Source organism: Microbacterium hominis, from assembly GCF_013282805.1.
GTDB lineage: Bacteria > Actinomycetota > Actinomycetes > Actinomycetales > Microbacteriaceae > Microbacterium > Microbacterium hominis_B.
On record NZ_CP054038.1, the window covers coordinates 605,437 to 630,496 of the forward strand.

The window sequence follows — 25,060 nt, forward strand, 5'->3', positions numbered from 1 at the left end:
GATGGAACCCGAGACGATGATGGATGCCGCGCCCCGAGCCGCGGCATCCACGGAAGCCCCTGTGTGGCGCGACCCGGCTCGCACGCCCGACGAGCGCGCCGACGCGCTCCTGCGCCAGATGACAATCGCTGAGAAGGTCGCGCAGCTCTACGGCGTGTGGGTCGGCGCCTCCGACGACGGCGACGACGTCGCCCCGCACCAGCACGACATGAGCGAGGAGCTCGATCTCGACGCGATCCTTCCCGCCGGACTCGGGCAGCTCACCCGCCCGTTCGGGACGGCGCCCGTCGATCCGGCCGTCGGCGCCCTGTCGCTGCAGCGCGCGCAGCAGCGCATCGCGGCGGCGAACAGGTTCGGCATCCCGGCGCTCGCGCACGAGGAGTGCCTGGCGGGCTTCGCGACGTGGGGGGCCACGGCCTACCCGGTGCCGCTGAGCTGGGGCGCCACGTTCGACCCCGACCTGGTTCGCGAGATCGGCGCGCGCATCGGCTCCGACATGCGCGCCGTCGGCGTGCATCAGGGCCTCGCCCCGGTGCTCGACGTCGTGCGCGATGCCCGCTGGGGCCGCGTCGAGGAGACGATCGGCGAGGACCCCTACCTCGTCGGCACCGTGGCCACCGCCTACATCCAGGGCGTCGAGTCCGCCGGGATCGTCGCGACCCTCAAGCACTTCGTGGGCTACTCCGCCTCGCGCGGCGGCCGCAACCTCGCCCCGGTCTCGGTCGGGCCGCGCGAGCTCGCCGACGTGCTGCTTCCCCCGTTCGAGATGGCGATCCGCGAGAGCGGGGTGCGGTCGGTCATGAACTCGTACACCGATCTCGACGGCATCCCCACCGCCGCGGACGCGCGCCTTCTCACCGGGATCCTGCGCGACGAGTGGGGGTTCACGGGAACGGTCGTTGCCGACTACTTCTCGATCGCGTTCCTGAAGGAGCTGCACGGCACGAGCGAGACGTGGACGGATGCCGCGCGCGACGCCCTGCGCGCGGGCGTCGACGTCGAGCTGCCCACGGTGAAGACCTTCGGCGCCGACCTCGTCGCGGCCGTCGAACGCGGCGACGTCGACGAGGCGCTCATCGACCGCGCCCTGCGACGCGTCCTCGCGCAGAAGGCCGCCCTCGGACTGCTCGACCCGGACTGGTCGCCGGTCCCGCCCGCACTGGCGGGGGCGCCGGTCGATGCCGGGGCCGTGCGCGGCACCGTCGACCTCGATCCGCCCGCCAACCGCGCGCTCGCGCGCCGCGCTGCCGAGCAGGCCGTGGTGCTCCTGCGAAACGACGGGGTGCTCCCGCTGTCCGCGGGCGGTGCGCCGCGGATCGCGGTCATCGGTCCGACCGCCGACGACCCGTACGCGGTGCTCGGCTGCTATTCGTTCCCCGCCCACGTGGGGGTGCGGCATCCCGAGGTGCCCCTCGGCATCGCCCTGCCCACGCTGCGCGAGTCCCTCGCCGCCGAGTTCCCGGGGGCGCGGTTCGAGTACGCCGCGGGCACCTCGATCGATGGCGGGGAGACGGCGGGCTTCGCCGAGGCGGTCGCCGCGGCATCCCGTGCCGACGTCGTCGTGCTCGCCCTCGGCGACCGCGCCGGCCTGTTCGGCCGCGGCACCTCGGGCGAGGGCTGCGACGCCGGCGACCTGTCGCTGCCGGGCGCCCAGCAGGCGCTGCTCGACGCGGTGCTCGCGGCGGGAGCGCCGACGGTCGTGACCCTGCTCGCCGGCCGGCCCTACGCGCTGGGGGCGGCTCCGCAGCGCGCCGCCGCCATCGTGCAGTCCTTCTTCGCCGGAGAGGAGGGGACGGGCGCGATCGCGGGCGTGATCAGCGGACGCGTGAACCCGTCCGGGCGACTTCCGGTCAGCGTGCCGGCCGACCCGGGTGCGCAGCCCTCGACCTACCTCGCCGCCCGCCTCGGTCGCCACAACGAGGTCTCGAACATCGACCCCACGCCCGCCTACGCCTTCGGCCACGGTCTGGGCTACAGCCCGTTCGTGTGGTCGGACGTCCAGGCGTCGGCGACCGCCATCGCGACCGATGGAACGGTGACCGTGTCGCTGACGGTGGGCAACGCGGGCGCGCGCGACGGCGCCGAGGTCGTGCAGCTGTACCTGCACGATCCGGTGGCCTCGGTCGTGCAGCCGGTGCAGCGGCTCATCGCCTACGCTCGCGTCGATGTCGCGGCGGGAGCACGCGTGCGCGTGTCGTTCGCCGTCCCGGCCGATCTGGCGGCGTTCACCGGCGTGGACGGTCGGCGCATCGTCGAGCCGGGGGAGATCGTGCTCGGCTTCGGGCGCTCCAGCGCCGACATCGTCGCCACCTGCGGCGTGCGTCTCACCGGGGACGCGCCGCGCCCGGTGGGATCGCACCGCGCCCGGCACGCGACGGTGACGGTGGAGCGCTGAGACCCTGGCCCGGGCGGCGCTCACCCGAGAGCGCCGGCCGGGCCGGCTCCGCCGCACCGGCAGGGCGCGGGATGCCGCGCGCGGCGCCGGTCAGACGGGGGATGCCGCGAGCGGCGCCGTGGAACCGCGCACCACGAGGTGCGTGGCGAGGTCCATGCGCAGGGTGTCGGCGGTGCCGCCGTCGGCCAGGCGCAGAGCCAGGCGCGTAGCCTCCTCGCCCATGCGCCGCAGCGGCTGGTGCACGGTGGTCAGCTGCGGGCTCATCCACCGGGCGAGGGCGATGTCGTCGTAGCCGACCACCGACAGGTCCTCCGGCACGCTCAGCCCCGCCGCCGCCCCCGCCGCGATCGCTCCGAGCGCCTGCAGGTCGCTGCCGGCGAAGATCGCCGTGGGCGGATCGTCGAGGGCGAGCAGCTCTCGCGCGCGCGCCTCGCCGCCGCTCGGGTGGAAGTCGCCGTAGCGGATGAGAGCCGGATCGATCGGGAGGCCGGCGGCGTTCATCGCCGAGCGGTAGCCGTCGACGCGGGCGAGCGAGCACATCATGTCCTCCGGGCCCGTGATGGCGGCGATGCGACGGTGCCCCAGCTCGATGAGGTGCCGGGTGGCCATGAGGCCGCCCGACCAGTTGGCCGACCCCACCGACGGCACGTCGGGCGACGGGTCGCCCGCGGGGTCGACGACGACGAACGGGATGCCGCTCGCGCGCAGCTTGTCGCGGTAGCGCACCGAGATGTCGGAGAACACCAGGACGACGCCGACCGGGCGCCGGCGCAGCACGCCGTCGATCCACTCGGGCCCGGGCTGGTGGCGGTCGCCGCTGACGGTCAGCACCACGGAGAGCCCGGCGGCGTGGGCGACGTCCTCGACGCCCTCGATGACCTCCATCGACCAGCTGGGCTCGAGCTCGTGGAACACCAGCTCGACGAACTCGCTGCGCTGCTTCGCGGCGCGGCGGGTGTAGCCGTGCTGGGCCAGATGCTCCTCCAGTCGCGAGCGCGTGGCGGGGGCGACATCGGTGCGCCCGTTGAGCACCTTCGACACGGTCGCCAGCGAGACGCCGGCCTCGGCCGCGATCGCGGCGAGGGTGACGCGGTCGGCGGGGCGCGCATCGGACATGTGCCGATCGTAGTCCGAAACTATCGGAGCGGTTTCGGACGCCCCGCGCTGGACGCGGCATCCGATCTGCTATACGTTGTCTTCAGCAACAATTACCCGCGACGGAGCTGAAGGAGCACCATGCCCACCCCCACTCGCGCCGACAAGTTCTCGTTCGGTCTCTGGACGATCGGCTACAACGGCACCGACCCCTTCGGCGGACCGACCCGCCCCGCCCTCGATGTCGTGCACGCGGTCGAGAAGCTCGCCGAGCTCGGCGCCTACGGCCTCACCTTCCACGACGACGACCTCTTCGCCTTCGGCTCGACCGACGCCGAGCGTCAGACGCAGATCGACCGCCTGAAGGGCGCGCTGGCCGACACCGGCCTCATCGTGCCGATGGTGACCACCAACCTCTTCTCGGCCCCCGTCTTCAAGGACGGCGGCTTCACCGCCAACGATCGCGACGTGCGCCGCTTCGCCCTGCGCAAGGTCTTCCGCCAGCTCGACCTCGGCGCCGAGCTCGGCGCCAAGACGTTCGTCATGTGGGGCGGACGCGAGGGCGCCGAGTACGACTCGGCCAAGGACGTGCGCCAGGCCCTCGAGCGCTACCGCGAGGCCGTCAACCTCCTCGGCCAGTACGTGGTCGACAAGGGCTACGACATCAAGTTCGCCATCGAGCCCAAGCCCAACGAGCCCCGCGGCGACATCCTGCTGCCGACCCTCGGCCACGCGATCGCGTTCATCGATTCGCTCGAGCGCCCCGAGCTCGTGGGCCTGAACCCCGAGGTCGGCCACGAGCAGATGGCGGGCCTGAACTTCGCCGCCGGCATCGCCCAGGCGCTGTACCACGGCAAGCTCTTCCACATCGACCTCAACGGCCAGCGCGGCATCAAGTACGACCAGGACCTCGTGTTCGGCCATGGCGACCTGCACAACGCGTTCGCCCTCGTCGACCTGCTCGAGAACGGCGGCCCCGGCGGCGTGCCCGCCTACGAGGGCCCCCGCCACTTCGACTACAAGCCCTCGCGCACCGAGGACGAGAAGGGCGTGTGGGAGTCGGCCGCGGCCAACATGCGCACCTACCTGCTGCTCAAGGAGCGCGCCGCCGCATTCCGCGCCGACCCCGAGGTGCAGGAGGCGCTCGCCGCCGCGAAGGTCGACGAGCTCTCGGTCCCGACCCTCAACCCCGGCGAGTCGTACGACGAGCTGCTCGCCGACCGCACCGCGTGGGAGGAGTTCGACGCCTCGGTGTACCTCGGCGGCAAGGGCGCCGGCTTCGTGCGCCTGCAGCAGCTGGCCACCGAGCACCTGATGGGCGCCCGCTGATCAGACAGTCTTGTCGCTGAGACCCAGCGATCGCGACGAGACCCACCGCACACGCGGGGGGTCTCGTCGCGAATCGTGGGTCTCAGCGCCCACCGTGAGCAAGGAGCAGCGATGCCGCAGGTGTTGGGGGTCGACTCGTCGACCCAGTCGTGCAAGGTCGTGATCGTGGATGCCGCGGGGGCGGTCGTGCGCCAGGGGCGCGCGTCGCACCCCGACGGCACGTCGGTCGACCCCGCCGCATGGTGGACGGCCCTGCAAGCGGCGATCGAGGATGCCGGCGGGCTCGATGACGTGGATGCCTGGGCGATCGGCGGCCAGCAGCACGGCATGGTCGCCCTCGACGCCGACGGGCGCGTGATCCGCGACGCCCTGCTGTGGAACGACACCCGCTCGGCGGGCGCGGCATCCGAGCTGATCGCCGAGTTCGGCGCCGAGGAGCTGGCGCGGCGCACGGGCCTCGTGCCCGTGGCATCCTTCACGATCACCAAGCTGCGCTGGCTGCGCGATCACGAACCCGACAACGCGCGGCGCGTCGCCGCCGTCGCGCTGCCGCACGACTGGCTCACCTGGCGCCTGCGCGGCTTCGGCCCGGCGGACGAATCGCCGCGCGGCCCGGTGCTCGACGAGCTCGTCACCGACCGCTCGGACGCGTCGGGCACCGGCTACTGGAACCCCGCCACCGACGGATACGACCGCGACCTGCTGATCGCCGCGCTCGGCCATGACGCGGTGCTTCCGCGGGTGCTCGGACCGACCGAGACCGTGACGGATGCCGCCGGTCGGCGCGTCGGCGGCGGTGCGGGCGACAACGCCGGCGCCGCCCTGGGCCTGGGCGCGGGCCCGGGCGACGTGGTCGTCTCGATCGGCACGAGCGGCACGGTCTTCGCCGTCAGCCAGGAGCGCACGATCGACCCGACGGGCACCGTCGCGGGCTTCGCCGACTGCACCGGACGCTTCCTGCCGCTGGTGGCGACCCTCAACGCGGCACGCGTGCTCGACGCGATCGCGCGCCTGCTGGGCGTGGACCACGCCGAGCTCAGCCGCCTGGCGCTTGCCGCGCAGCCCGGAGCCGGCGGCCTGACCCTCGTGCCGTACTTCGAGGGCGAGCGCACCCCGAACCTCCCCGACGCGACCGCGGCGCTCACCGGCATGACCCTCGCCTCCACCACGCGCGAGAACCTCGCCCGCGCCGCGGTGGAGGGCATGCTCGCCGGCCTCGGCGCCGGGCTCGAAGCGCTGCGCGGACTGGGCGTGCCGATCGAGCGCGCCCTGCTGATCGGCGGCGGTGCCCAGTCCGAAGCCGTGCGGGTCATCGCGCCGCGGGTGCTCGGGCTGCCGGTCGAGGTGCCCGAACCGGGGGAATACGTCGCCCTCGGGGCGGCGCGTCAGGCGGCATCGGCTCTCGCGGGCTGAGGACCTGCTGTCGGGGCGGGGGTAGCATGCCCGCATGACGGACCCGGCTGCGGGGGACCTGCTCGCTCTGGCGGTGTCGGCGTGGCGGCACGGCCGGGTCGTCGAGTGCTTCCGCGCTCTCGAAGACGCCTTCCGCGACCTCCGCGCCGCCGACGACCTTGCCGCCGCCGACGTCGCCCTCCTGGCGGCGCTGCTGAGGTTCACCACCGGCGAGGTCACGGTGGCCACCGCGTGGACGCGCCGCGCCGCACGCATCCTCGCGCCCCTCGCCGACCGCCCCGCCCACGCATACCTCGTGTATCTCGAGGCCGGCCTGGGGCTCGAGGGGGGTGAAGCGTGGTCCGCACAGAGCGCGGCACGACTGGCGGAACTGGATGCCGCGCTCGGCGATCCCGCCGTGGCGACCCTGTCGGCCGTGGTCGCGGGCATGCGGGGGCTTCGCACGGGGGATCCCGCGACGGGATTCGCGCACCTCGACGAAGCGATGCTGGGGGTGGTGGCGGGCGAACTCGCGCCGGAGTGGGCCGGCGACGCACTGTGCACGACGATCCATGCGTGCCACGAGCTCGCGGACTACCGCCGCATGGCCGACTGGACCCGCGCCACCGAGGAGTGGGGCGCCCACCTGGGCGATGACGCCGTGTACGCCGGGGTGTGCCGCGTGCACCGCCTGGAGCTGCGCTCCGCGGCGGGCGACTGGACCGGCGCCGAAGCGGCCCTGCAGCGCACCTGCGCCGACCTCGTCGCCGGCGAACCGTGGATCGCCGGCGAGGGCTGGTATCAGCTGGGCGAGCTGCGGCGCCTCCGCGGCGATGCGAGCGGCGCTGTGCAGGCCTACGCCCTGGCCAGGGACGCCGGCGTCGATCCCGCCCCCGGCGAGGCGCTGCTCGCCCTCGACGCGGGGGATCCCGCGCGTGCCTGGGCGCTGCTGCGCACGGCGCTGGCGGCCCGCGACCGCCTCGGACGGGTGCGGCTGCTCCGCGCGGGCGTGCGCATCGCGCTGGAGCGCGACGATCGCGACGAGGCTGCGCGGCTGCTCGCCGAGCTCGAGGCCGCCGCCGCCGACTTCGCCAGCGACGGCTTCCGCGCGTGGGCCGCGCACGCCCGCGGCATGGTGCTGCTCGCGGCCGTCGACCACGACGGCGCGCTCCGGGCCCTGCACGGCGCCCTCGACCGGTACCGCCGCCTGGGGCTGCGGTGGGAGCAGGCGCACGCCCTCACCTGGATCGCCGGTGCCCACGAAGCCCGGGGCGAGGCGGCCGCCGCCGCCCAGGTCCGTGACGACGCCGCCGCGATCCTCGACGCGCTCGGTGCGGCGCCGATCCGCCTGCCCGCGCCGGCGACGCCGCCCGTGGGCGTCGGACCGCTGACGGCCCGCGAGTCGGAGATCCTCGATCTCGTCGCCCGCGGAGCATCGAATCGCGAGATCGCGCAGCGCCTCTTCATCAGCGAGAAGACCGTCGGCCGGCACCTGGCCAACACGTACCTGAAACTCGACGTCTCCTCTCGCACCGCCGCGGCTGCCTGGTGGCACGCGCGCGACGGGCGCGGCATCCACTGATCGGGCGGCGATCTGCAGACGCCGCCGGATCTGCATGATTCTCCCGATGCCGGAGCACCGCCCCCGCTCGTAGCGTCGGGGCTGTCCCCATCGCTGACAGAGGAGCATCATGACCTTCATGACCGAACAGGACACCCCCGTCGAATCGGTCGACGCATTCGCCGACCGCGTGCAGTCGGCCGCGCTCGGCTGGATCGACCTCATGTCGATCCATCTGGGCTCGCAGCTGGGCTGGTACCGCGCGCTCGCCCAGGCAGGGCCTCTCGACGCCGACGAACTCGCCGCGGCCACCGGCACCCACCCGCGCTACGCGCGCGAGTGGCTCGAGCAGCAGGCGGCGACCGGCCTCCTGCGCGTCGCCGAGCCCGGCGACGCACCCGGACCCGCGCGGTTCGTGCTGCCGCCCGCCGCCGCCGAAGTGCTCACCGACGGCACGAGCCTGTCGTACCTCGAACCCCTCGCGCGCATGTTCGCCTCGTCCGGCGCGCGCATGGAGGATCTGATCGACGCGTATCGCACCGGCGGCGGGGTGAGCTGGGAGCGCCTGGGCCGCCACGCACGCCAGTCGCAGGCCGACATGAACCGGCCCTGGTACGAGCAGGAGCTCGCCGGGGCGATGGCGACCCACGCGCCCGTGCACGACATGCTCTCGCGTCCCGGCGCCCGCATCGCCGACGTCGGCATGGGAGAGGGCTGGTCGTCGATCGCGCTGGCCACCGCGTTCCCCGGCCTGCGCGTGGAGGGCTTCGACGTCGACCACGAGTCGGTGGTGGCGGCGCGCGCCAACGCCGAGCGTGCGGGCGTGGCCGACCGCGTCGCGTTCCACGAGGAGGACGCCGCGCGACTGCCGGAGTTCGGCCCGTTCGACGGCGTGTTCGCCTTCGAGTGCCTGCACGACATGCCCCACCCGGTCGAGGTGCTCGCCGCCGCGCGGGGGGCCGTGGCCCCCGGCGGTCACGTGGTGATCATGGACGAGGCCAGCGCGGAGTGGTTCGCGCCCGACGCCGACGACACCGAGCGCCTGCTCTACGGCTTCAGCCTCTTCATCTGCCTGCCCGACGGCATGAGCCACCAGCCGAGCGCCGGCACCGGCACGGTGTTCCGGCAGCACACCCTGCGCGACTACGCGCGCGCGGCCGGCTGGAGCGACGCCCGCGTGATCGTGCCCGAGTTCGGCATGTGGCGGTTCTACGAGATCGTGTGAGCCCGGCGGGCGGAGGGCCGGTGCCGGTCGCATCGCGCCCGTGCGAGCGGCAGGATGGGAGGATGCCGCCCGCAGCCGACGACGGCGCCGCCGACGATCTCGACACCATCGCCGCGGAGCTGTACGCGCTCGCACCCGACGCGTTCACGGCCGCGCGCAATGCGCGGGCCGGGGCGTTGCGCGACCGCGCACTCGCGACCCGCGTGAAGGCGCTGCGCAAGCCCGCGGTGGCCGCGTGGGCGGTGAACCTCCTCGCCCGCGAGGGACAGCTCGGCGAGGCGATCGAGCTGTCCACCGCGCTGCGCGACGCCCAGGACGACCTCGACGCCGCTGAACTCAGTCGCCTGGGCCGCCAGCGACGCGCCCTCGTGGCGGCCCTGGCGGCCCAGGCCGCCGACCTCGCGACGGCGGCCGGGGTTTCGGTGAGCGCCGCGGCCCGCGAAGCGGTGCACAAGACCATCAACGCCGCCATCATGGATGCCGCAGCAGCCGCCGCGGTGCGCACGGCGCGCCTGATCACGCCGCTCGAAGCGGGCACCTACGAGCCGGCCGATCTCGCCGACGCGGTCGCCGGATCGCTGCCCGGCGCCCCCGCCCCGCCCGCGCGGGACGACCTCGCCGAGCGCCGCGCGCGCAAGGCGGCCGAGAAGGCCGCCCGCGAGGCCGAGCGCGCGGCCAACGAGGCCGAGCGGATCCTCGCGACCGCGACCGCGCAGCGCGCGAAGGCCCGGGAGCGCGTCGACCACCTCCACGAGCGGCTCGACGACCTCCGCCGCGACCTCGCGCGCGTGCAGGAGGAGGCCGAAGCGGCCGAGACGCGGCTCGCGGCCCTCGACGACGAGCACCGCGCCGCGGCATCCCGGGCCACCCAGACCGCCGAAGCCGCCGAGCGCGCACGGAGCGCGCTCACAGCACCTTCGTAGACCAGCCTCGTACGGTGCCTGCATGACGATTCCCGCGGAGCCGGTCTCTGCAGACTCCGACGACTCGTTCACCGTCTCGGCCTCCGAGCTGCGCGCGCTGCGCGATGAGATGCAGCGCTTCATGATGGAGTACCGCTTCGGCATGCAGGAGATCGAGACGAAGATCTCGATCCTCCGCGACGAGTTCCTGCTCACCCACGATTACAACCCGATCGAGCACGTGACCAGCCGCCTCAAGTCGGCCGACAGCATCGTCGAGAAGGTGCAGCGCAAGGGCATCGACCCCGACCTCGATGCCATCCGGCAGCACATCACCGATGTCGCGGGCGTGCGCATCACGTGCAGCTTCGTGGCCGACGTGTACCGGCTGTTCGACCTGCTCGCCGCCCAGGACGACGTGCGCGTCCTGCAGGTGAAGGACTACATCGCCGTGCCGAAGGACAACGGCTACAAGAGCCTGCACGCGATCCTCTCGGTGCCGGTCTTCCTCTCCACCGGACGCATCGACGTTCCCGTCGAGGTGCAGTTCCGCACGATCGCCATGGACTTCTGGGCGAGCCTGGAGCACAAGATCTACTACAAATACGACCGCCGGGTGCCCGGCGAGCTGCTGGAGAGCCTGAAGGACGCCGCCGACACGGCCGCCGAGCTCGATCAGCGCATGGAGCGCCTGCACCGGGAGATCCGCGGCGAACGCGAGATCGGCGGCACGGGCGAGACGCGGGCGGAGGGTGCACCGCCGACGCGACCGATCCGGGTCTGACCCGCCGGTACGCTGAGGCGGTGGACGTCGATCTCACCTTCTTCGTCATCACGCTGCTCGCCGTCCTCGCGCCGCTCATGGCGAGAGGCATCGGCCGCGTGGTGCGCGTGCCCATCGTCGTGTTCGAGCTGCTGCTCGGCATCCTCGTGGGCCCGAGTCTGCTCGGGTGGGTGGCCGAGTCGGAGTTCACCGACGCCCTCAGCGAGGTGGGCCTGGCGATGCTCTTCTTCGTCGCGGGCACCGAGATCCAGGCGAGCGCCCTGCGCGGACGCACCGGACGCAACGCCTGGGGCGGCTGGCTGATCAGCATCGCGGCGGGCGTCGCGCTCGGCTGGTACTTCGCCCCGGGCGAGCCGGCGGTCATCATCGGCGTCGCGCTCGCCTCGACCGCCCTCGGCACGCTCCTGCCGATCCTGCGCGATGCGGGCGAACTGCCGACCCCCTTCGGCCGCTCGGTGAGCGCCCTCGGCACCGTCGGCGAGTTCGGACCCCTGATCGCGATCTCGATCTTCCTCGGCGGACGCGAACCGGGGCTGTCGACCCTCGTCCTGCTGCTGTTCGCCGTCATCGCGGGCGCCGCCATCTGGTGGGCGATGCGCGCCCCCCAGGGACGCCTGCACGCCGTCGTCAGCTCGACCCTGCACACCTCGGGGCAGTTCGCGGTGCGCGCCGTGCTGCTGATCCTCGCCGCCCTCGTGACGCTGAGCCTCCTGCTCGACATCGACATGCTCCTGGGCGCCTTCACCGCCGGCCTCGTGTGGCGCCTGGCGATGCGCCAGGCCAGCGAGCACGACCGGGCCGCGGTGGAGAGCAAGATCGAGGCGATCGCGTTCGGGTTCCTCGTGCCGATCTTCTTCATCTACACGGGCGTCACCTTTGACCTCCAGGCGCTGCTCGACGACCCGGTGCTGCTGCTGCTCGTGCCGCTCGCGCTCGTGGCCCTCCTCATCGTCCGCGGCCTCCCCTCGATCCTCGCCGCCCCCATCGGCTCGAGCATCCGCGAGAAGGCCTCGGTCATGCTCATGGGCGCCACCGGCCTGCCCATCATCGTCGCGGTCACCTCCATCGGCGTCGATCAGGAGATCCTCCCCACCAGCGCCGCGTCGGTGCTCGTGGGCGCCGGCATGCTCTCGGTGCTGCTGTTCCCCCTCATAGCGATGGCGCTGCGCGGAGATCGCGTCTCGCGCACCCCCGGCGCCCCGCTGGCCGAGGAGGCCTGAGCGCACCGTGGCCGACGACCCGCGCGTGATGCTCGAGGGGGTGCGTCGCCGCCTCGCCGCCGGCGGCGCCCCGCGCGAGGCGCTGGGCGCGCTCGTGCAGCCGCGCCGCATCCTCGGCATCGCACGGGCCCCCCGCATCGTCCCCCGCGGCCACGCCTGGCACCTGGGCGTGCTCCTGCTCACCGACGATGCCGTCCTGGCGACCGGAGACGTCGTCCGCGCCCGCCCGGAGGTCCGTCGCGGGTACACGGCGCAGTCGCAGCGCGAGCGTGCGGAACGTGCGGCCGCCGCCCACCGGGGCGGCTTCGCCGAGGGCACCACGGTGCACATCGACTGGCAGCCGATCGACCTCGACGCGCTGGGCGAAGCATCCACCCCCCTCGCCGTCCGCGCGGGCGCCCCGGCGGTGCGGTGGAGCCGGAGCGGGGGATGGATGCCGCTCCCGGCCTATCTCGACGAGCGCGCCGACCTGCTCCTGCACCCGCCGGCCGGCGCGAGCGCCTAGCGGGTCCGGGTGGGCCGTGTCAACGCCCCCCACCAGACCCCGCGCCGGCTCTAGTCTCGGGACATGAAGCAGGCGCGCCGGGACCTCGCCCGCCAGATCGGTGTGCTCAGCGCCGCGTGCTTCATGATCATCGCTGCGATGATCGGCACGGGGGCGCTGGGGGGCACCCCCGTGCAAGAACTCCAGGATGGCGCCCTCGACGTGGACGGCTCCTACCTGGCGCCGGCGCGGCCGGCGTTCTCGATCTGGTCGGTGATCTATCTCGGCCTGATCGTGTACACGGTGTGGCAGGCGCTGCCGGGGCAGCGCGCCGACGTCCGCCAGCGCGCGCTCGGCTGGTGGATCGCCGCGACGATGGTGCTCAACGGGCTGTGGCTGGTGACCTCGCAGTTCCTCACCCTGCCGCTCACGGTCGTCATGATCGTCGTGCTGCTCGTGGTGCTCGCGGTCACGTTCCGCCGTGCGGTGGTCGTCGCCCCTCCCGAGGGGTGGACCGACCGGGTGCTCATCGACGGGGTGACCGGACTGCACCTGGGCTGGGTCACGCTCGCGACCGTGGCGAACACGGCCGCCTGGCTCACGCGCACGGTGCCGCCCGCCTGGGAGGATGCGGCGACGATGTGGGGCATCGCGGTGCTCGCAGCGGTCGCGGCGATCGGCGCGGCGACGGCCGGGGTGTCCGGGCGGCTCGCGCCGGCGCTGGCCACGTCATGGGGCCTGGCCTGGCTCGCGGTCGCGCGCGTGACCGGCGAGCCTCACAACGACGCGATCGGCTGGACGGCCCTGGTCGTGGCCGTCATCGTGCTGATCGCCGGGATCGGCGTCACTGCGGCACGGGCGCGACCGAACCGAACCGCTGCGCGAACGAGCGCAGCAGACGCGACGGCTCGGTGACCGACGCCGCCAGCACGCGCCCCGCGATCTCGTCGTAGTCGCGGGCCTCGAAGTACCCGTCGTCGCGGTAGACGGCCATGCGTTCCGTGAACGCCCGCGTCGTGGGCTCGGGGTGGAACTGCGTGGCGTACAGGCGCCCCCCGACCGAGTACGCCTGCACGGGGCACGCCTCGTTCGTCGCCAGCAGCACCGAGCCCGGCGGCGTGGTGGCCGTGCCCTCCTTGTGGGCGGTCAGCGCCGTGAACCGCGCCGCGAGGGCACCCGTGATCGGATCGGCGCGCCCTGCCTCGGTGAGCTCGATCGCGACCGGCCCGGTGTCTTCGGGAAAGGCCCGGCTGACCCGACCGCCGAGCATGCGGGTCACGATGCCGATGCCGTAGCAGGTGAACAGCGCCGCCGGCCCGTCGCCGCCGGCCGTGGCGCGGGCGATGCGCTCGAGGTCGGCCTCGAGGCGGAGCTGGGCGTCGGTCTTCGTCGATTCGGGATCGGCGACGTTGAACGGACTCCCGCCGATGAGGAATCCGCTGTACGCCTCGAACGCGTCTGCGGGGAGCGCATCGCGGACGAGGTCGTGGCGCGCCAGCTGCGCGGGCTCGAGCCGCATCGCGGCGCGGAACGACTCGTACTCGGCGGTCGCAGCACCCTGCTGCGGACGCACGCACACGTACAGGAGGGGCGCGCTCGACATGGCTGAATTCTAGGTCTCGGCGGTCGGCCCCGCGATCCGCGGAACAAAGTTCGTCATCGATGTATCAGCGCGGTACTACCGCTCTCTGTATCGGTGTGGACAGAATGGGCGCTATGACGCACGCGGACGCCTCGGCATCCGTCGAATCGGCCGAACCGGCACGCTGGGAGCGTGCGGCGGCCCTTTTCGTGCGTTGGCGCGAAGGCGACAGCCGAGCGATGGACGACCTCGTCCGCCTCATGACACCGCCCCTGTGGCATGTCGTGCGCGCGTACGGGCTCGACCACGCACTGGCGCAGGACGTCGTGCAGACGACGTGGCTGACCCTGGTTCGTCGTCACGAGTCCATCCTCGACCCGCAAGCGGTGTCGGGATGGCTCACCATGTGCGCACGCCGTGAGGCGTGGCGCGTGGGAAAGCAGCACCGCAGAGCCGACGCCACCGAGGCGGAGTCTCTGGAACCCCACCTCCCTGTCCACGAATCCGCCGAGACCACCGCAGCCACCACCGACGAAGCCCGTCGGCTGTGGACGGCGGTCTCGACGCTCAACGACAGATGCCAGCGCCTGCTGCGGATCGTCGCGTTCGATGAACGACCCGACTACCACCGCATCGCCGAAGACCTCGCGATGCCCATCGGATCGATCGGACCGACCCGTCAGCGGTGCCTGGCCAAGCTCCGCGCCGTTCTGGAAGGCGACGGATGGGGAGGGGATCACCATGGAGATTGACGACTACGACCTTGACCGCGAGCTGTTCGCACAGCTGCGTGCGACGTGGGAGCAGGTCGATCCGGTGCCCGCCGACCTCGCCGACCGCATGGTCGCCGCCGTCGCCGTCGAAGACCTGACCCGCGAGTACGCGCTGCTCACGCTGGTCGCGAGCGACGAGCTCGCCGCCGTGCGCAGCGCCGCCGACACCGCAACTCTGCAGTTCAGCGACGGGTCGACGACCGTGCTCCTGCACGTGAGTCTCACCGACGACGGGACGCGCCGCATCGACGGATGGGTGGATGCCGAGGCTCTCGCCATCCGCCTCGTGCAGGGCGATCGCGACGTGAGCCCCACCTCCGTGGAAGACGGCCGGTTCGCCTTCGACGCGGTGCCCTCCGGCATGGCGCGCCTGCGGCTGGTCGTGCGCGGGGCCGACGGGGAGCTCAGCGACTTCCAGACACCGCAGTTCGAAGTGTGACACCGCAGTGACCGTGTAGAACCCGAATCGGATGCCGGACCTGGGGCCCGGCATCCCTCACGTGTGAGGAGAACTCATGGCCAGGCTCGATTCCGACGATCCCGCCCGCGGCTCCGCCGGCGGCCGCGGCGACTGGCGCGACCGCTATCGCGCGGCGCGCAGCGAGGGCGTCCCCCTCGATCCGCGCAGTGAGCCGGTCGAGGGCGTGGATGCCTACCCGACCGACTACGCACCCGACCACCTCCTGATCTCGACGACCCACGACGTCGAACCGATCCTCGACAAGCTCCGCCCGGCTGCCGCGGACTTCGGCTGGGGGATCGAGCTGCGCAACCTCGACAACACCGAGGTGGAGATGGCGGTCGCCTTGGATCGCGCCGTGCGCGGCCGACGGGACTTCGATCTGCCGACCATCTACCGGGTGCAGATCTTCCCGCAGCCCAGCCCTGACAAGGACGACCAGCCGGTACCGCCGATCGACGCGTGGCGGCTCCTGCAGCGCGCCCGCGCCCGCAACGGCGGCAAGAACATCGACGGCGTGATGCTCGACCACGTGCTCACGGTCGACCCCTTCGGCGGCAAGACGAACCCGTTCGGCGGCAAGACCAATCCCTACGGGGGCAAGACCAACCCGTTCAGTTCGAAGACGAACGGGCTCGACTCGTACGAGTGGCCCGGAAGCGGCGGCCGCCAGGTCGTGTCGTACCTCGGGCCGGAGCCGGTGCGCCAGGGCACGATCGCCAAGCGCGGGCGACGACCGGTCGTCGCCGTGCTCGACACAGGCTGCGGCCACCACCCCTGGCTCCCCGACGACATCGTCACCCGCTACCCGCGTACCGGGAGCGGGCGGGTGATCGGCAAGTCCGACCCGGCGACCGATCCCGAGCTGACGGGAGACCTCGCGGGGCCCTTCGACGGAGCGCTGGATGGCTCGGCCGGTCACGGCACCTTCATCGCCGGGGTGGTCCGCCAGCTCAGCCCCGAGTCCGACATCGTCTCGATCCGCATCGCCGACAGCATGGGGAACGTGCTCGAGGGCGAGTTCCTGCTCGGCGTGCGGACCCTCGTCAAGTGGATGCTGACCGAGAAGAAGCACGGCGGCCGGGCGATCGACGTGATCAACCTCTCGATCGGGTACTACCACGAGACCCCCGACGATGGACTGTTCGATACGACGCTGGCCGAGCTCCTGCTGCGGGCACGCCGCACGGGGTGCGCCGTCGTCTGCTCGGCGGGCAATGACGCGACCGACCGCCCCACCTTCCCCGCCGCCCTGTGGCAGTGGGGGAACGAGCTGGTCGTTCCCGACCCCAAGAACGCCGCGCCGCACGTCTCGGTGGGTGCGCTCAACCCCAATGGCACGGTGGCGCTGTTCAGCAACATCGGATCCTGGGTCAAGACCTATGCGCCGGGGGCGGCCGTGCTCAGCTGCTTCCCGCATCTGAACGGCGGACTGCAGCCGGAGGTGCGCAACGACCGGCAGCATCTGGCACGCGAGACGATCGACCCCGACGACTTCGATGGCGGGTTCGCACTCTGGAGCGGCACCTCCTTCGCGGCCCCCTACGTCGCCGGCATGCTCGCCGCGCGCATCGCCGGGCCGCTGATGGCCGGCAAGGCCGAGTCGGAGAAGGACCGCGTCGCCTCCCTGCGCCGGGCGTGGACGGCCGTGGACAAAGAGCTGCGGCACATGCGACGAGGACGCTGATCGCTCCCCTCGGCGCCGCCGGGCACGGCATGATGGGCGGATGGGGCGTTCGGCGGAGTCACTTCACCATGCCGCCGTCGAACTGACGAACCGAGGAAGGTTCGCGGCGGCGCAGCGCCTTCTCGCGCGCGCGGACGAGCTCACCGACGACGGCGACCTGCGGGCGAGGATCGTGGGGACGGAGGCGCTCATCCTCGCCCGGCTGGGCGACGTCGATGGGGCGGAAGCCGCCAGCTTGCGCGCGTGGGAGGCGCCGGGCCTGGCCACCGAGACGCGAGCGATCCTCGCCGGACAGCTCGGCTCCATCGCCGAGCGGACGGGTCGCCTCGACGAAGCGGACCTGTGGCTGACGCGGGCGATCGATGCGCTGGAGGACTCGGCCGCGCGTGCGCACCTTCTCCTCAACCGCGGCGTCGTCGGGATGGAAAGGCGCGACTTCACCCGCGCCGCGGATGACACGCGCGAGGCCGCGGACATCTACTCCGCGCGCGGCCTCGACATCGACGCCGCCGAGGCCCGGCACAACCTCGGCTACATCGACCTCCTCCGCGGCGACATCGTCGCGGCCCTCGCAGAGATGACCCGTGCCCGCCCCACTCTCGCCGCTGCCTCCCGGGCCAGCGAGGCGATCAGCGACCTCGACCGGGCCGAGGTGCTGAGAGATGCGGGCCTGGTACGCGAGGCCGAGGAGCTGCTGGCCAGTGCTGCCACCTCGCTGGCCGCCGCGCGCATGCCCAAAGAGCGCGCGGAAGCGGAGTTCGCGCTCGCGCAATCGCTGCTCAGCCATGACCCCCTGCGCGCGAGGCGCATGGCCGCATCGGCGGCGCGGCGGTTCCGCGGAGCCCGGAACGACCGGTGGGCCGCCCGCGCGGAGGCCCTGCGACTGCGGGCGGACCTCTCCGGGGGAGGGGTGACCCGCCAAGGTCGCGTGCCCGACGCGGCACGCGTTCCCGCGCACACCGAGGTGGAGAGGATCGCCGCCGCGCTCGAGGGCGAGGGCCTGGCGAGCGAAGCGGCGGCGCTGCGGCTGACCCGGGCGCTGTGGGAGGCGCGGAGGGGGCGGGCGCCCGCCGACGGCGCGGTCGGGCGCGTCCCCCGCGGCGCCACGATGGAGGTCCAGCTCCTCGCGCACGAGGTGCGGGCGACGCGCGCCGTCGCCCGAGGGCGCACCGCCGAGGCGCGCCGACACGCAGAGGAGGGCCTCGAAGCGCTGCTGCGATGGCAGCGCGAGTTCGGCAGCCTCGACCTGCAGACCTCGCTGGTCTGGCGGGGACACCCGCTCGTCGCCGTCGGCGTGCAGGCGGCGATGCGCACGCGCCGCGCCGACCTCGTCTTCGAGTGGTCCGAGCGGGCGCGGCACCTCAACCTGCAGGTCGTTCCCCTGCGACCCCCGCCCGACCCCGAGCTGGCCGCCGAGCTCACCGAGCTCCGCGTGCTCAGCGCCGACGGGGACGGATGGCTGTCGAATCCGCGGGCGGTCGAGCTGCAGAATCGGGCCCGCCAGCGCCAGTGGTCCGGCACACGCTCGGCAGCCGTGCAGCACCGCACGACGCTCGACGAGGCACAGGGCGCGCTCGACGACGACACCGCGATCCTCGCCTACGTGTATTCGGGTGACGCGCTCTCGGTGCTCGTCGTCACCGCCCATTCCGCGCGGCTCGTGGACCTCGGTGACTGGGCCGGCATCCGCGCGCCGCTTCCCGGCTTGCGCGCCGACCTCGACATGGCGGCGGCGATGCAGAGCGGGCCGATGGCGGCGGTGGTGCGCCGCTCGCTCGGCACGCGCCTCGAGGCCCTCTCGCGCGCGATCCTCGCCCCCGCGCTCGCCGTCGCCGGAGATCGCCGGCTCGTGCTCACCACCCCCGGGGTGCTGCAGGGCATTCCGTGGGCGATGCTCCCCGACATGCGCGGTCGCATCTTCACACTCGCGGCCTCGGTGTCACGATGGGTGAGCTTCCCCCGGCTCGCCCCCGCCGCGACGTCGGCCGGATTCGCCGTCGGTCCGCGGGTGCCGCGCGCCGCCGAGGAGGCACGTGTGGCCGCGTCCGCGTGGGAGAGGGCTGCCACCCTCGACCCCGCGACGATCGGGGAGACGACGCGGCTCGCTTCCGACGTCGACGTGCTGCACGTGAGCGCACACGGCCGCCACGCGGCCGACAACGCCCTCTTCTCCGGCCTCGAGCTCGCCGACGGCACGCTGTTCGGCTACGACATCGATCTCGTCGAGAAGGTTCCCGACGTCGTCGTGCTCTCGGCGTGCGAGGTCGGGCGCTCCTCTGTGCGCTGGGGCGAGGAGGCCATCGGCATGGCGCGGGTCTGGCTGCACGCGGGCACCCGCTGCGTGGTCGCCGCGCCCGTCGTGGTCGCCGATGACGACGCGTGCGAACTCCTCGGGGCGATGCACGCGGGCCTCGCCGCCGGGGCGCAGCCGGCCGAGGCGCTGGCCGCGGCGACCGAGAGCACCGGCATCGTCGCGCCGTTCCAGCCCCACGGCGCGGGTTTCTGAGTGCGACCTGGCCTCCGGGCGAGAAATCTCAGAAGATCTCGGATTCGATGTATCAGGCATCCCGTGCCGTGCTCCTGATCTGTGGAACGACCGGAAGCAGTCCGGGTTCGGGGACCAGGACACTGGGGGCGCGAGACCCTGGGGGCACGTCTGGGGCGTGCAGGTCTCGGCGGTCGGTTCCACGGGGGATGTCGCAGAGACCCAGGTCGGCGACATCCCCCGTTTTCCCGTGTCCGCGCGCGGGCCGCGGCCCTCAGGCGCGCGAGGAGCGGGCGGTGCGACCGCGCACGATGCCGACGAAGGCCTCCACCTCGGTCGTGGTGCGCGCGGCGACCCACGCCAGCGCGACCGACGAGGCGGGGCCGTCCCGCAGCGGCCGGTGCACGACGTCTTTGCGGTGATGGAGGCGCGCCAGGCTCATGGGCACGATGACGATGCCCACTCCGGTGGCGACCGTCGCGATCGCCTCGGCCGTATCGGCGGGCGGATCGAACCGGGGCGGGAGGCCACCGGGAACCTCGACGGCGAGCACGTCGTCGCGCGGGCGGATCACGACCTCGCCGGCGAGGTCGGCGAGCTCGAGCTCCTCGGCGAGGGACAGGTGCGACTCGGCGGACACCACGACCACCGGCACCTCCTCGTAGAGGGCGATCACATGCAGATCTTCGCGGTCGATCGGAAGGCGCACGAGGGCGGCATCCACCTCATCGTCGACGAGGGCGCGGCGCTGGTCGGCGACAGCCAGCGCCGCGAGCACCAATTCGGTGCGGGGCATGCGCTCACGCCAGGCGTCGATCCACTTGCCGGGCGTGGCGCCCGGGATCGCGCCGAGACGGAAGAGCTCGGCGGGCGGCGGCGGCGCGGCGGGGGAGGGCGCGGGGCGTGCCGCGCGGCGCGCCGCCGGCGTGCGCTTCGCGGCCTGCTTCGGTGACGGCCTGCCCTTGGCCCCGCCCGACCGGGATCGCGAACCGCCGCCCTTCACCATGCCCACCAGGCTATCGGGAGCGCTAAGGTGCGGACATGGTCGGGATTCTCGCCACCGTCTTCGCCGTACTCGCGGCGATCCTCCACGTGTACGTCTTCGTCATGGAATCCGTGCAGTGGACGCGGCCGCGCATCTGGAAGCGGTTCGGCGTGGCCGACCAGACCGCCGCGGAGATCACCCGTCCGATGGCCTACAACCAGGGCTTCTACAACCTGTTCCTCGCCATCGGAGCGGTGCTCGGAGTCGTGCTGTTCTGGGCGGGGTCGGACGGCACCGTCGCCGACGTCGCCGGGCGCACGCTCGTGCTGTTCACCCTCGGATCGATGGTCGCCGCGGCCCTCGTGCTGGTGACGACCGGGGTGAAGTATGTGCGCGCGGCCCTCATCCAGGGCACGCTGCCGCTCATCGGGTTCGTGCTGATGCTGTTCGCGTGACCTGATCGGCGCGAGCGGGCGCAGGCTGCTCAGCTGCACGCGCCCCAGCGGCCGAGGTCGGCCGCAGCCGCGTCGGCCTCGAGGCCGCGCAGCAGCTCCTCGTGGAGGTCGTTGGGGGAGTAGATCTCCACGCGCGCGGCGCCGTCGGCGACCAGGCGCGCGTTGATGAACTCGCCCTCGGCGGTCCAGAGGTAGAGCAGATTGCGGCCGTACTGGTCGAACGGGTCGCGGTCGGGCGCGACGATGATGGTCGACCCCGGCGGCGCCAGTGCGGTGAGGGCGTCGGTCGCCTCCGCGCCCCAGCACTCGAGCTCCGGCGAGATCTCCGGGGTGTCGATGCCGAGCAGACGGATGCGCGTCGATTCGGTCGTGGTGACGATGTCGTTGGGTGTGGCCACGACGGCCCGCAGCGTGTCGCCGTCGTGCACGCTCATGACCGTCATCTCGAACGCGTCGGCGGGCGGGGAGGGCAGCGTGACCTCGAACGAGGGGACATCGCCGCTGACGGCGGTGTCGCCGACGGTCGAGGAGACCTGCGAATACCAGATGACGCCCACGATGATCGCGATCGCGACCAGCACGACGGCGACGGCGGACGCGACTCGCTTCATACCGGCACGATATCCCGGATGCTCGGGCGTGCCGTGCCGCACAGATCGATCAGGCCGCCAGGCGCAGCCCTCGCCTGTCGGTGGCGACGCGCTCGTTGTCGGCGATCGTCTCGTCGTCGCCGATCAGCGATCCGACCGCGACGCGTGCGCCGGTGCCCACCTGCGTGCGCACCCCGATCTTGGCGCGGGCGCCGATGGCGGCTCCCGGCCCGATGTGCGCGTGCGGCGCGATCTCGGCGTCGGGGCCGATCATGGCATCCGCCTCGACCCAGACGCCGCGACCCACATGGGCGCCGGCGGCGATCTGAACGCCCGGTTCGACATACGCTCCAGCTTCGACCAGCGCCGTCGGGTGCACCTTGGCGCCGTGCGCGATCAGTCCGCGACCGTTGGCGTGCTTGCGGTAGCGCAGCGTCTCACCCTGGTCGTTCTCGATGTCGATGTAGTTCTTGCCCACTGTCCCCTCCTGCAGCACGCCCTCCGGCGGCACGCGGAACCCGCTGAGTACAGGAACAACGGTGAAGCCCGCCCGATCATTCCCGCATCGGCACATTCGATGCGGGAATGATGCGGCGCGGGCGTCAGAGGTGGGAGTCGGCGATCGAGAGGGCGCGATCGATGACGTCGAGGCCGCGCACGAGGTCGTCCTCCGAGATCACGAGCGGCGGCGCGACATGCACGCGGTTGAAGTGCGTGAACGGCCACAGTCCGTCGCGCTTGCACGCCGCGGCGACCGCCGCGACGGGGGCGGCATCCGCTCCGCTCGCGTTGAAGGGGACGAGCGCCTCGCGCGTCTCGCGGTCCTTGACCAGCTCGATCGCCCAGAACAGCCCCATGCCCCGCACGTCGCCGACGGACGGGTGCCGCTGCGCGATCTCGGCGAGCTTGGGGGCGACGACGCGGTCGCCGAGGTCGCGCACCCGCTCGAGGATGCCGTCGCGCTCGAACACCTCGAACGTCGCCACGCCCGCGGCGCACGCGAGCGGATGGCCCGAGTACGTCAGCCCGCCGGGGAAGGCGACGGTGTCGAAGTGGGCCGCGATCCGGTCGGAGATGACCACGCCGCCCAGCGGCACGTACCCCGAGTTCACGCCCTTGGCGAAGGTGATGAGGTCGGGCTGCACGTCGAAGGCCTGGAACGCGAACCACTCCCCGACGCGGCCGAAGCCGACCATCACCTCGTCGGCGATGTAGACGATGCCGTAGCGGTCGCACAGCTCCCGCACCCCGGCGAGGTAGCCGGGCGGGGGGATGAGCACACCGTTGGTGCCCACGATCGTCTCGAGGATGATCGCCGCGATCGTCGACGCGCCCTCGAGCACGATGGTCTGCTCGAGGTGGGCGAGGGCGCGCTCGGTCTCCTCCTCGGGCGTGGTCGCGTGGAACGCCGAGCGGTACGGGTACGGTCCGAAGAAGTGCGCGACCGAGCCGTCGGCCGGCTCGTTCGGCCAGCGGCGCGGGTCGCCGGTGAGCGAGATCGCCGTGGTGGTGTTGCCGTGGTAGCTGCGGTATGCCGACAGCACCTTGCGGCGACCGGTCACCAGGCGCGCCATGCGCACGGCGTTCTCGTTGGCGTCGGCGCCGCCGTTGGTGAAGAAGACCTTCTGGAACCCGTCACCGGCCACGCCCGCGATGCGGCGGGCGAGGTCGCCGCGCGCGTCGTTGGCCATCGAGGGCTGGATCGTCGCCAGGCGACCGGCCTGATCCTGGATGGCGCGCACCAGATCGGGATGCTGGTGGCCGAGGTTCAGGTTGACCAGCTGCGACGAGAAGTCGAGGTAGCTCTGTCCCTGATAGTCCCAGAAGGTCGCGCCGTCGCCGCCGGCGACGGGGAGCGGATCGATGAGGGCCTGCGCGCTCCAGGAGTGGAACACGTGTCCACGGTCGTCGGCGCGCACCCGCGCGTCGGCGTCGAGGTCGGGCGCGATGCCGGTGAGGAGTGTGTCGGTCATGTCGAGGTCTCCGCGGGGATCAGTGGTTCTGGGGGAAGCCGAGGTTGATGCCGCCGTGGGTGGCGGGGTCGAGCCAGCGGGCGGTGATGGCCTTCTCGCGGGTGAAGAAGTCGAAGCCGTGCACGCCGTAGGCCTTCGCGTCGCCGAACAGGGACTGCTTCCAGCCGCCGAAGGAGTGGTACGCGACGGGGACGGGGATGGGCACGTTGATGCCGATCATGCCGACCTGGACCTCGTTCTGGAACCGGCGGGCAGCGCCACCGTCGTTGGTGAAGATCGCGGTGCCGTTGCCGAACTGGCCGGAGTTGATGAGGTCGAGGCCCTCGTCGTAGGACTCCACGCGGACGACCGACAGCACCGGCCCGAAGATCTCCTCGGTGTAGGCGCGGCTGGTGGTGGGGACCCGGTCCAGCAGGGTGGGGCCGAAGAAGAATCCGTCCTCGTGCCCGTCGACGGTGTACCCGCGGCCGTCGACGACGACGGTCGCCCCGTCCTGCTCGGCGATGTCGACGTAGGAGGCGACCTTGTCGCGGTGGACGTCGGTGATCAGCGGACCCATGTCGGGCTCTACACCGTCCACCCCGGCACCATTGCCGATGCGGAGCTTGCCGATCCGCTCGGAGATCTTCGCGATCAGCTCGTCCGCGACCGGTTCGACGGCGAGCACGACCGAGATGGCCATGCAGCGTTCGCCGGCGGCGCCGTAGCCGGCGTTGACGGCCTGGTCGGCGACGAGGTCGAGGTCGGCGTCGGGGAGCACGAGCATGTGGTTCTTCGCACCGCCGAGGGCCTGCACGCGCTTGCCGTGCTTGCTGGCGGTCTCGTAGATGTACTGCGCGATCGGGGTCGACCCGACGAACGAGATCGACTGCACGACCGGCGAGGTGAGCAGCCCGTCGACGGCGAGCTTGTCGCCCTGGAGCACCGTGAACACCCCATCGGGGAGCCCGGCTTCCTTCCACAGGGCCGCGAGCCACAGCGCCGCCGACGGGTCCTTCTCACTGGGCTTGAGGACCACCGCGTTGCCGGCTGCCATCGCGATCGGGAAGAACCACATCGGCACCATCGCGGGGAAGTTGAACGGGGAGATGATCCCGACCACGCCGAGGGGCTGCTTGATCGAGTACACGTCCACACCGGTGGACGCGTTCTCCGAATAGGCGCCCTTGATCAGGTGCGGGAACCCGGTCGCGAGCTCCACGACCTCCTGCCCGCGGGCGATCTCCCCCATCGCGTCCGACAGCACCTTGCCGTGCTCCGCGGTGATGATCTGAGCGAGCTCGCCCTTGCGCGCGTTCAGCAGCTCACGGAACGCGAACAGCACACCCTGCCGCTTCGCGATCGACCAGGAGCTCCACACCGCGAACCCGCGCTCGGCCGATGCGAGCGCCGCATCGATCTCGGCCTGATCGGCGAGGGCGACGTGTGCCTGAACGGCACCGGTCGCCGGGTTGAACACCGGCGCCGTCCGCCCGCTCGAGGAAGGGACCTCCGCACCATCCACCCAATGCGAAATCACCCGCACCTCCCCGTGGACAGGCGAATCGGTGGCGGCGATGGCGGTGGCCTCGGCAGTGCTCATGGAGCGTCCTTTCGGTCTCGGACAGATCGTGTGGGAATCACGTAGGCTGTGTGAGTCCCAGTTTCGCAAGGAAGAGAAAGGCGACGTGGTGCCCGAACGTC

General features: G+C 72.5%; 22 protein-coding genes. 15 read left to right on the forward strand and 7 right to left on the reverse strand.

All coding sequences use genetic code 11. The features are described from left to right. Position 1 precedes the first annotated feature (1 nt). A complete protein-coding gene (locus HQM25_RS02640; protein ID WP_254359739.1) occupies positions 2-2,395 on the forward strand; it encodes a glycoside hydrolase family 3 N-terminal domain-containing protein in 2,394 nt (797 codons plus the stop codon). 90 nt (positions 2,396-2,485) lie between these two features. Here the strand turns inward: HQM25_RS02640 and HQM25_RS02645 are convergent, their stop codons facing one another. Further along, positions 2,486-3,511: a LacI family DNA-binding transcriptional regulator gene (locus tag HQM25_RS02645; RefSeq protein ID WP_172988834.1), complete on the reverse strand. Its 1,026-nt coding sequence runs from the start codon at positions 3,509-3,511 to the stop codon at positions 2,486-2,488. A 120-nt stretch (positions 3,512-3,631) separates the two neighbouring features. On the opposite strand from HQM25_RS02645, the gene xylA reads away from it, so the two are divergent. The 9 genes from xylA to HQM25_RS02690 all read left to right on the forward strand — a co-directional run bounded on the left by xylA (position 3,632) and on the right by HQM25_RS02690 (position 13,302). Continuing rightward, on the forward strand, positions 3,632-4,819 hold the full coding sequence (xylA, locus tag HQM25_RS02650) for a xylose isomerase (RefSeq protein WP_172988835.1): 1,188 nt from the start codon (positions 3,632-3,634) through the stop codon (positions 4,817-4,819). 111 nt (positions 4,820-4,930) lie between these two features. Then, positions 4,931-6,232 carry a xylulokinase gene (gene xylB / locus HQM25_RS02655; RefSeq protein ID WP_172988837.1) on the forward strand — a complete coding sequence of 434 codons (1,302 nt, stop codon included), beginning with the start codon at positions 4,931-4,933 and terminating at the stop codon, positions 6,230-6,232. Positions 6,233-6,266: 34 nt separating this feature from the next. Further along, positions 6,267-7,793: a helix-turn-helix domain-containing protein gene (locus HQM25_RS02660; RefSeq protein WP_172988839.1), complete on the forward strand. Its 1,527-nt coding sequence runs from the start codon at positions 6,267-6,269 to the stop codon at positions 7,791-7,793. A gap of 118 nt (positions 7,794-7,911) precedes the next feature. Continuing rightward, a complete protein-coding gene (locus tag HQM25_RS02665; protein ID WP_172988840.1) occupies positions 7,912-8,997 on the forward strand; it encodes a class I SAM-dependent methyltransferase in 1,086 nt (361 codons plus the stop codon). Positions 8,998-9,059: 62 nt separating this feature from the next. Further along, positions 9,060-9,920: a transposase gene (locus HQM25_RS02670; RefSeq protein ID WP_172988842.1), complete on the forward strand. Its 861-nt coding sequence runs from the start codon at positions 9,060-9,062 to the stop codon at positions 9,918-9,920. 22 nt (positions 9,921-9,942) lie between these two features. Beyond that, positions 9,943-10,683, forward strand: a complete 741-nt coding sequence (locus HQM25_RS02675; RefSeq protein WP_172988843.1) for a GTP pyrophosphokinase — start codon at positions 9,943-9,945, stop codon at positions 10,681-10,683. Positions 10,684-10,703: 20 nt separating this feature from the next. Next, a complete protein-coding gene (locus HQM25_RS02680; protein WP_254359519.1) occupies positions 10,704-11,903 on the forward strand; it encodes a cation:proton antiporter in 1,200 nt (399 codons plus the stop codon). Positions 11,904-11,910: 7 nt separating this feature from the next. Continuing rightward, on the forward strand, positions 11,911-12,408 hold the full coding sequence (locus tag HQM25_RS02685; RefSeq protein ID WP_367948290.1) for a glutaminase: 498 nt from the start codon (positions 11,911-11,913) through the stop codon (positions 12,406-12,408). 63 nt (positions 12,409-12,471) lie between these two features. Further along, on the forward strand, positions 12,472-13,302 hold the full coding sequence (locus tag HQM25_RS02690) for a tryptophan-rich sensory protein (protein WP_172988845.1): 831 nt from the start codon (positions 12,472-12,474) through the stop codon (positions 13,300-13,302). Here the strand turns inward: HQM25_RS02690 and HQM25_RS02695 are convergent. Further along, the gene (locus tag HQM25_RS02695; RefSeq protein ID WP_172988846.1) at positions 13,232-13,990 is read right to left on the reverse strand and encodes a GMP synthase; all 759 of its coding nucleotides are present in this window, start codon (positions 13,988-13,990) and stop codon (positions 13,232-13,234) included. The two genes, HQM25_RS02690 and HQM25_RS02695, sit on opposite strands and share 71 nt — an antisense overlap. Positions 13,991-14,103: 113 nt before the next feature. Between HQM25_RS02695 and HQM25_RS02700 the strand changes: the two genes are divergently transcribed. The 4 genes from HQM25_RS02700 to HQM25_RS02715 all read left to right on the forward strand — a co-directional run bounded on the left by HQM25_RS02700 (position 14,104) and on the right by HQM25_RS02715 (position 19,395). Further along, positions 14,104-14,721 (forward strand): RNA polymerase sigma factor, encoded by a 618-nt coding sequence (locus HQM25_RS02700; protein WP_254359521.1) that lies wholly within the window; start codon positions 14,104-14,106, stop codon positions 14,719-14,721. Further along, the gene (locus tag HQM25_RS02705; protein ID WP_172988848.1) at positions 14,711-15,181 is read left to right on the forward strand and encodes a hypothetical protein; all 471 of its coding nucleotides are present in this window, start codon (positions 14,711-14,713) and stop codon (positions 15,179-15,181) included. Before HQM25_RS02700 ends, HQM25_RS02705 begins: the two co-directional genes overlap by 11 nt. Before the next feature lie 76 nt (positions 15,182-15,257). After that, positions 15,258-16,889 carry a S8 family peptidase gene (locus HQM25_RS02710; protein WP_172988849.1) on the forward strand — a complete coding sequence of 544 codons (1,632 nt, stop codon included), beginning with the start codon at positions 15,258-15,260 and terminating at the stop codon, positions 16,887-16,889. Between the two features lie 40 nt (positions 16,890-16,929). After that, positions 16,930-19,395 (forward strand): CHAT domain-containing protein, encoded by a 2,466-nt coding sequence (locus tag HQM25_RS02715; RefSeq protein WP_172988851.1) that lies wholly within the window; start codon positions 16,930-16,932, stop codon positions 19,393-19,395. Between the two features lie 253 nt (positions 19,396-19,648). On the opposite strand, the gene HQM25_RS02720 is transcribed toward HQM25_RS02715, so the two are convergent. Continuing rightward, positions 19,649-20,380 carry a LysR family substrate-binding domain-containing protein gene (locus HQM25_RS02720; protein WP_172988853.1) on the reverse strand — a complete coding sequence of 244 codons (732 nt, stop codon included), beginning with the start codon at positions 20,378-20,380 and terminating at the stop codon, positions 19,649-19,651. Positions 20,381-20,415: 35 nt separating this feature from the next. Between HQM25_RS02720 and HQM25_RS02725 the strand changes: the two genes are divergently transcribed. Beyond that, on the forward strand, positions 20,416-20,814 hold the full coding sequence (locus HQM25_RS02725) for a DUF1304 domain-containing protein (RefSeq protein WP_172988854.1): 399 nt from the start codon (positions 20,416-20,418) through the stop codon (positions 20,812-20,814). A gap of 29 nt (positions 20,815-20,843) precedes the next feature. Here HQM25_RS02725 and HQM25_RS02730 read toward each other — a convergent pair whose 3' ends face one another. From HQM25_RS02730 to HQM25_RS02745, 4 genes are all read right to left on the reverse strand, one after another. After that, positions 20,844-21,425, reverse strand: coding sequence for a thermonuclease family protein (locus HQM25_RS02730; protein ID WP_172988855.1), 582 nt, complete (start codon positions 21,423-21,425; stop codon positions 20,844-20,846). Positions 21,426-21,474: 49 nt separating this feature from the next. Then, positions 21,475-21,882 carry a transferase gene (locus HQM25_RS02735; RefSeq protein WP_172988856.1) on the reverse strand — a complete coding sequence of 136 codons (408 nt, stop codon included), beginning with the start codon at positions 21,880-21,882 and terminating at the stop codon, positions 21,475-21,477. 124 nt (positions 21,883-22,006) lie between these two features. Then, complete coding sequence (locus HQM25_RS02740) at positions 22,007-23,377, reverse strand: aspartate aminotransferase family protein (RefSeq protein WP_172988857.1); 1,371 nt, start codon at positions 23,375-23,377, stop codon at positions 22,007-22,009. 19 nt (positions 23,378-23,396) lie between these two features. Next, positions 23,397-24,959, reverse strand: a complete 1,563-nt coding sequence (locus tag HQM25_RS02745; RefSeq protein WP_172988858.1) for a CoA-acylating methylmalonate-semialdehyde dehydrogenase — start codon at positions 24,957-24,959, stop codon at positions 23,397-23,399. Positions 24,960-25,060: the final 101 nt, after the last annotated feature.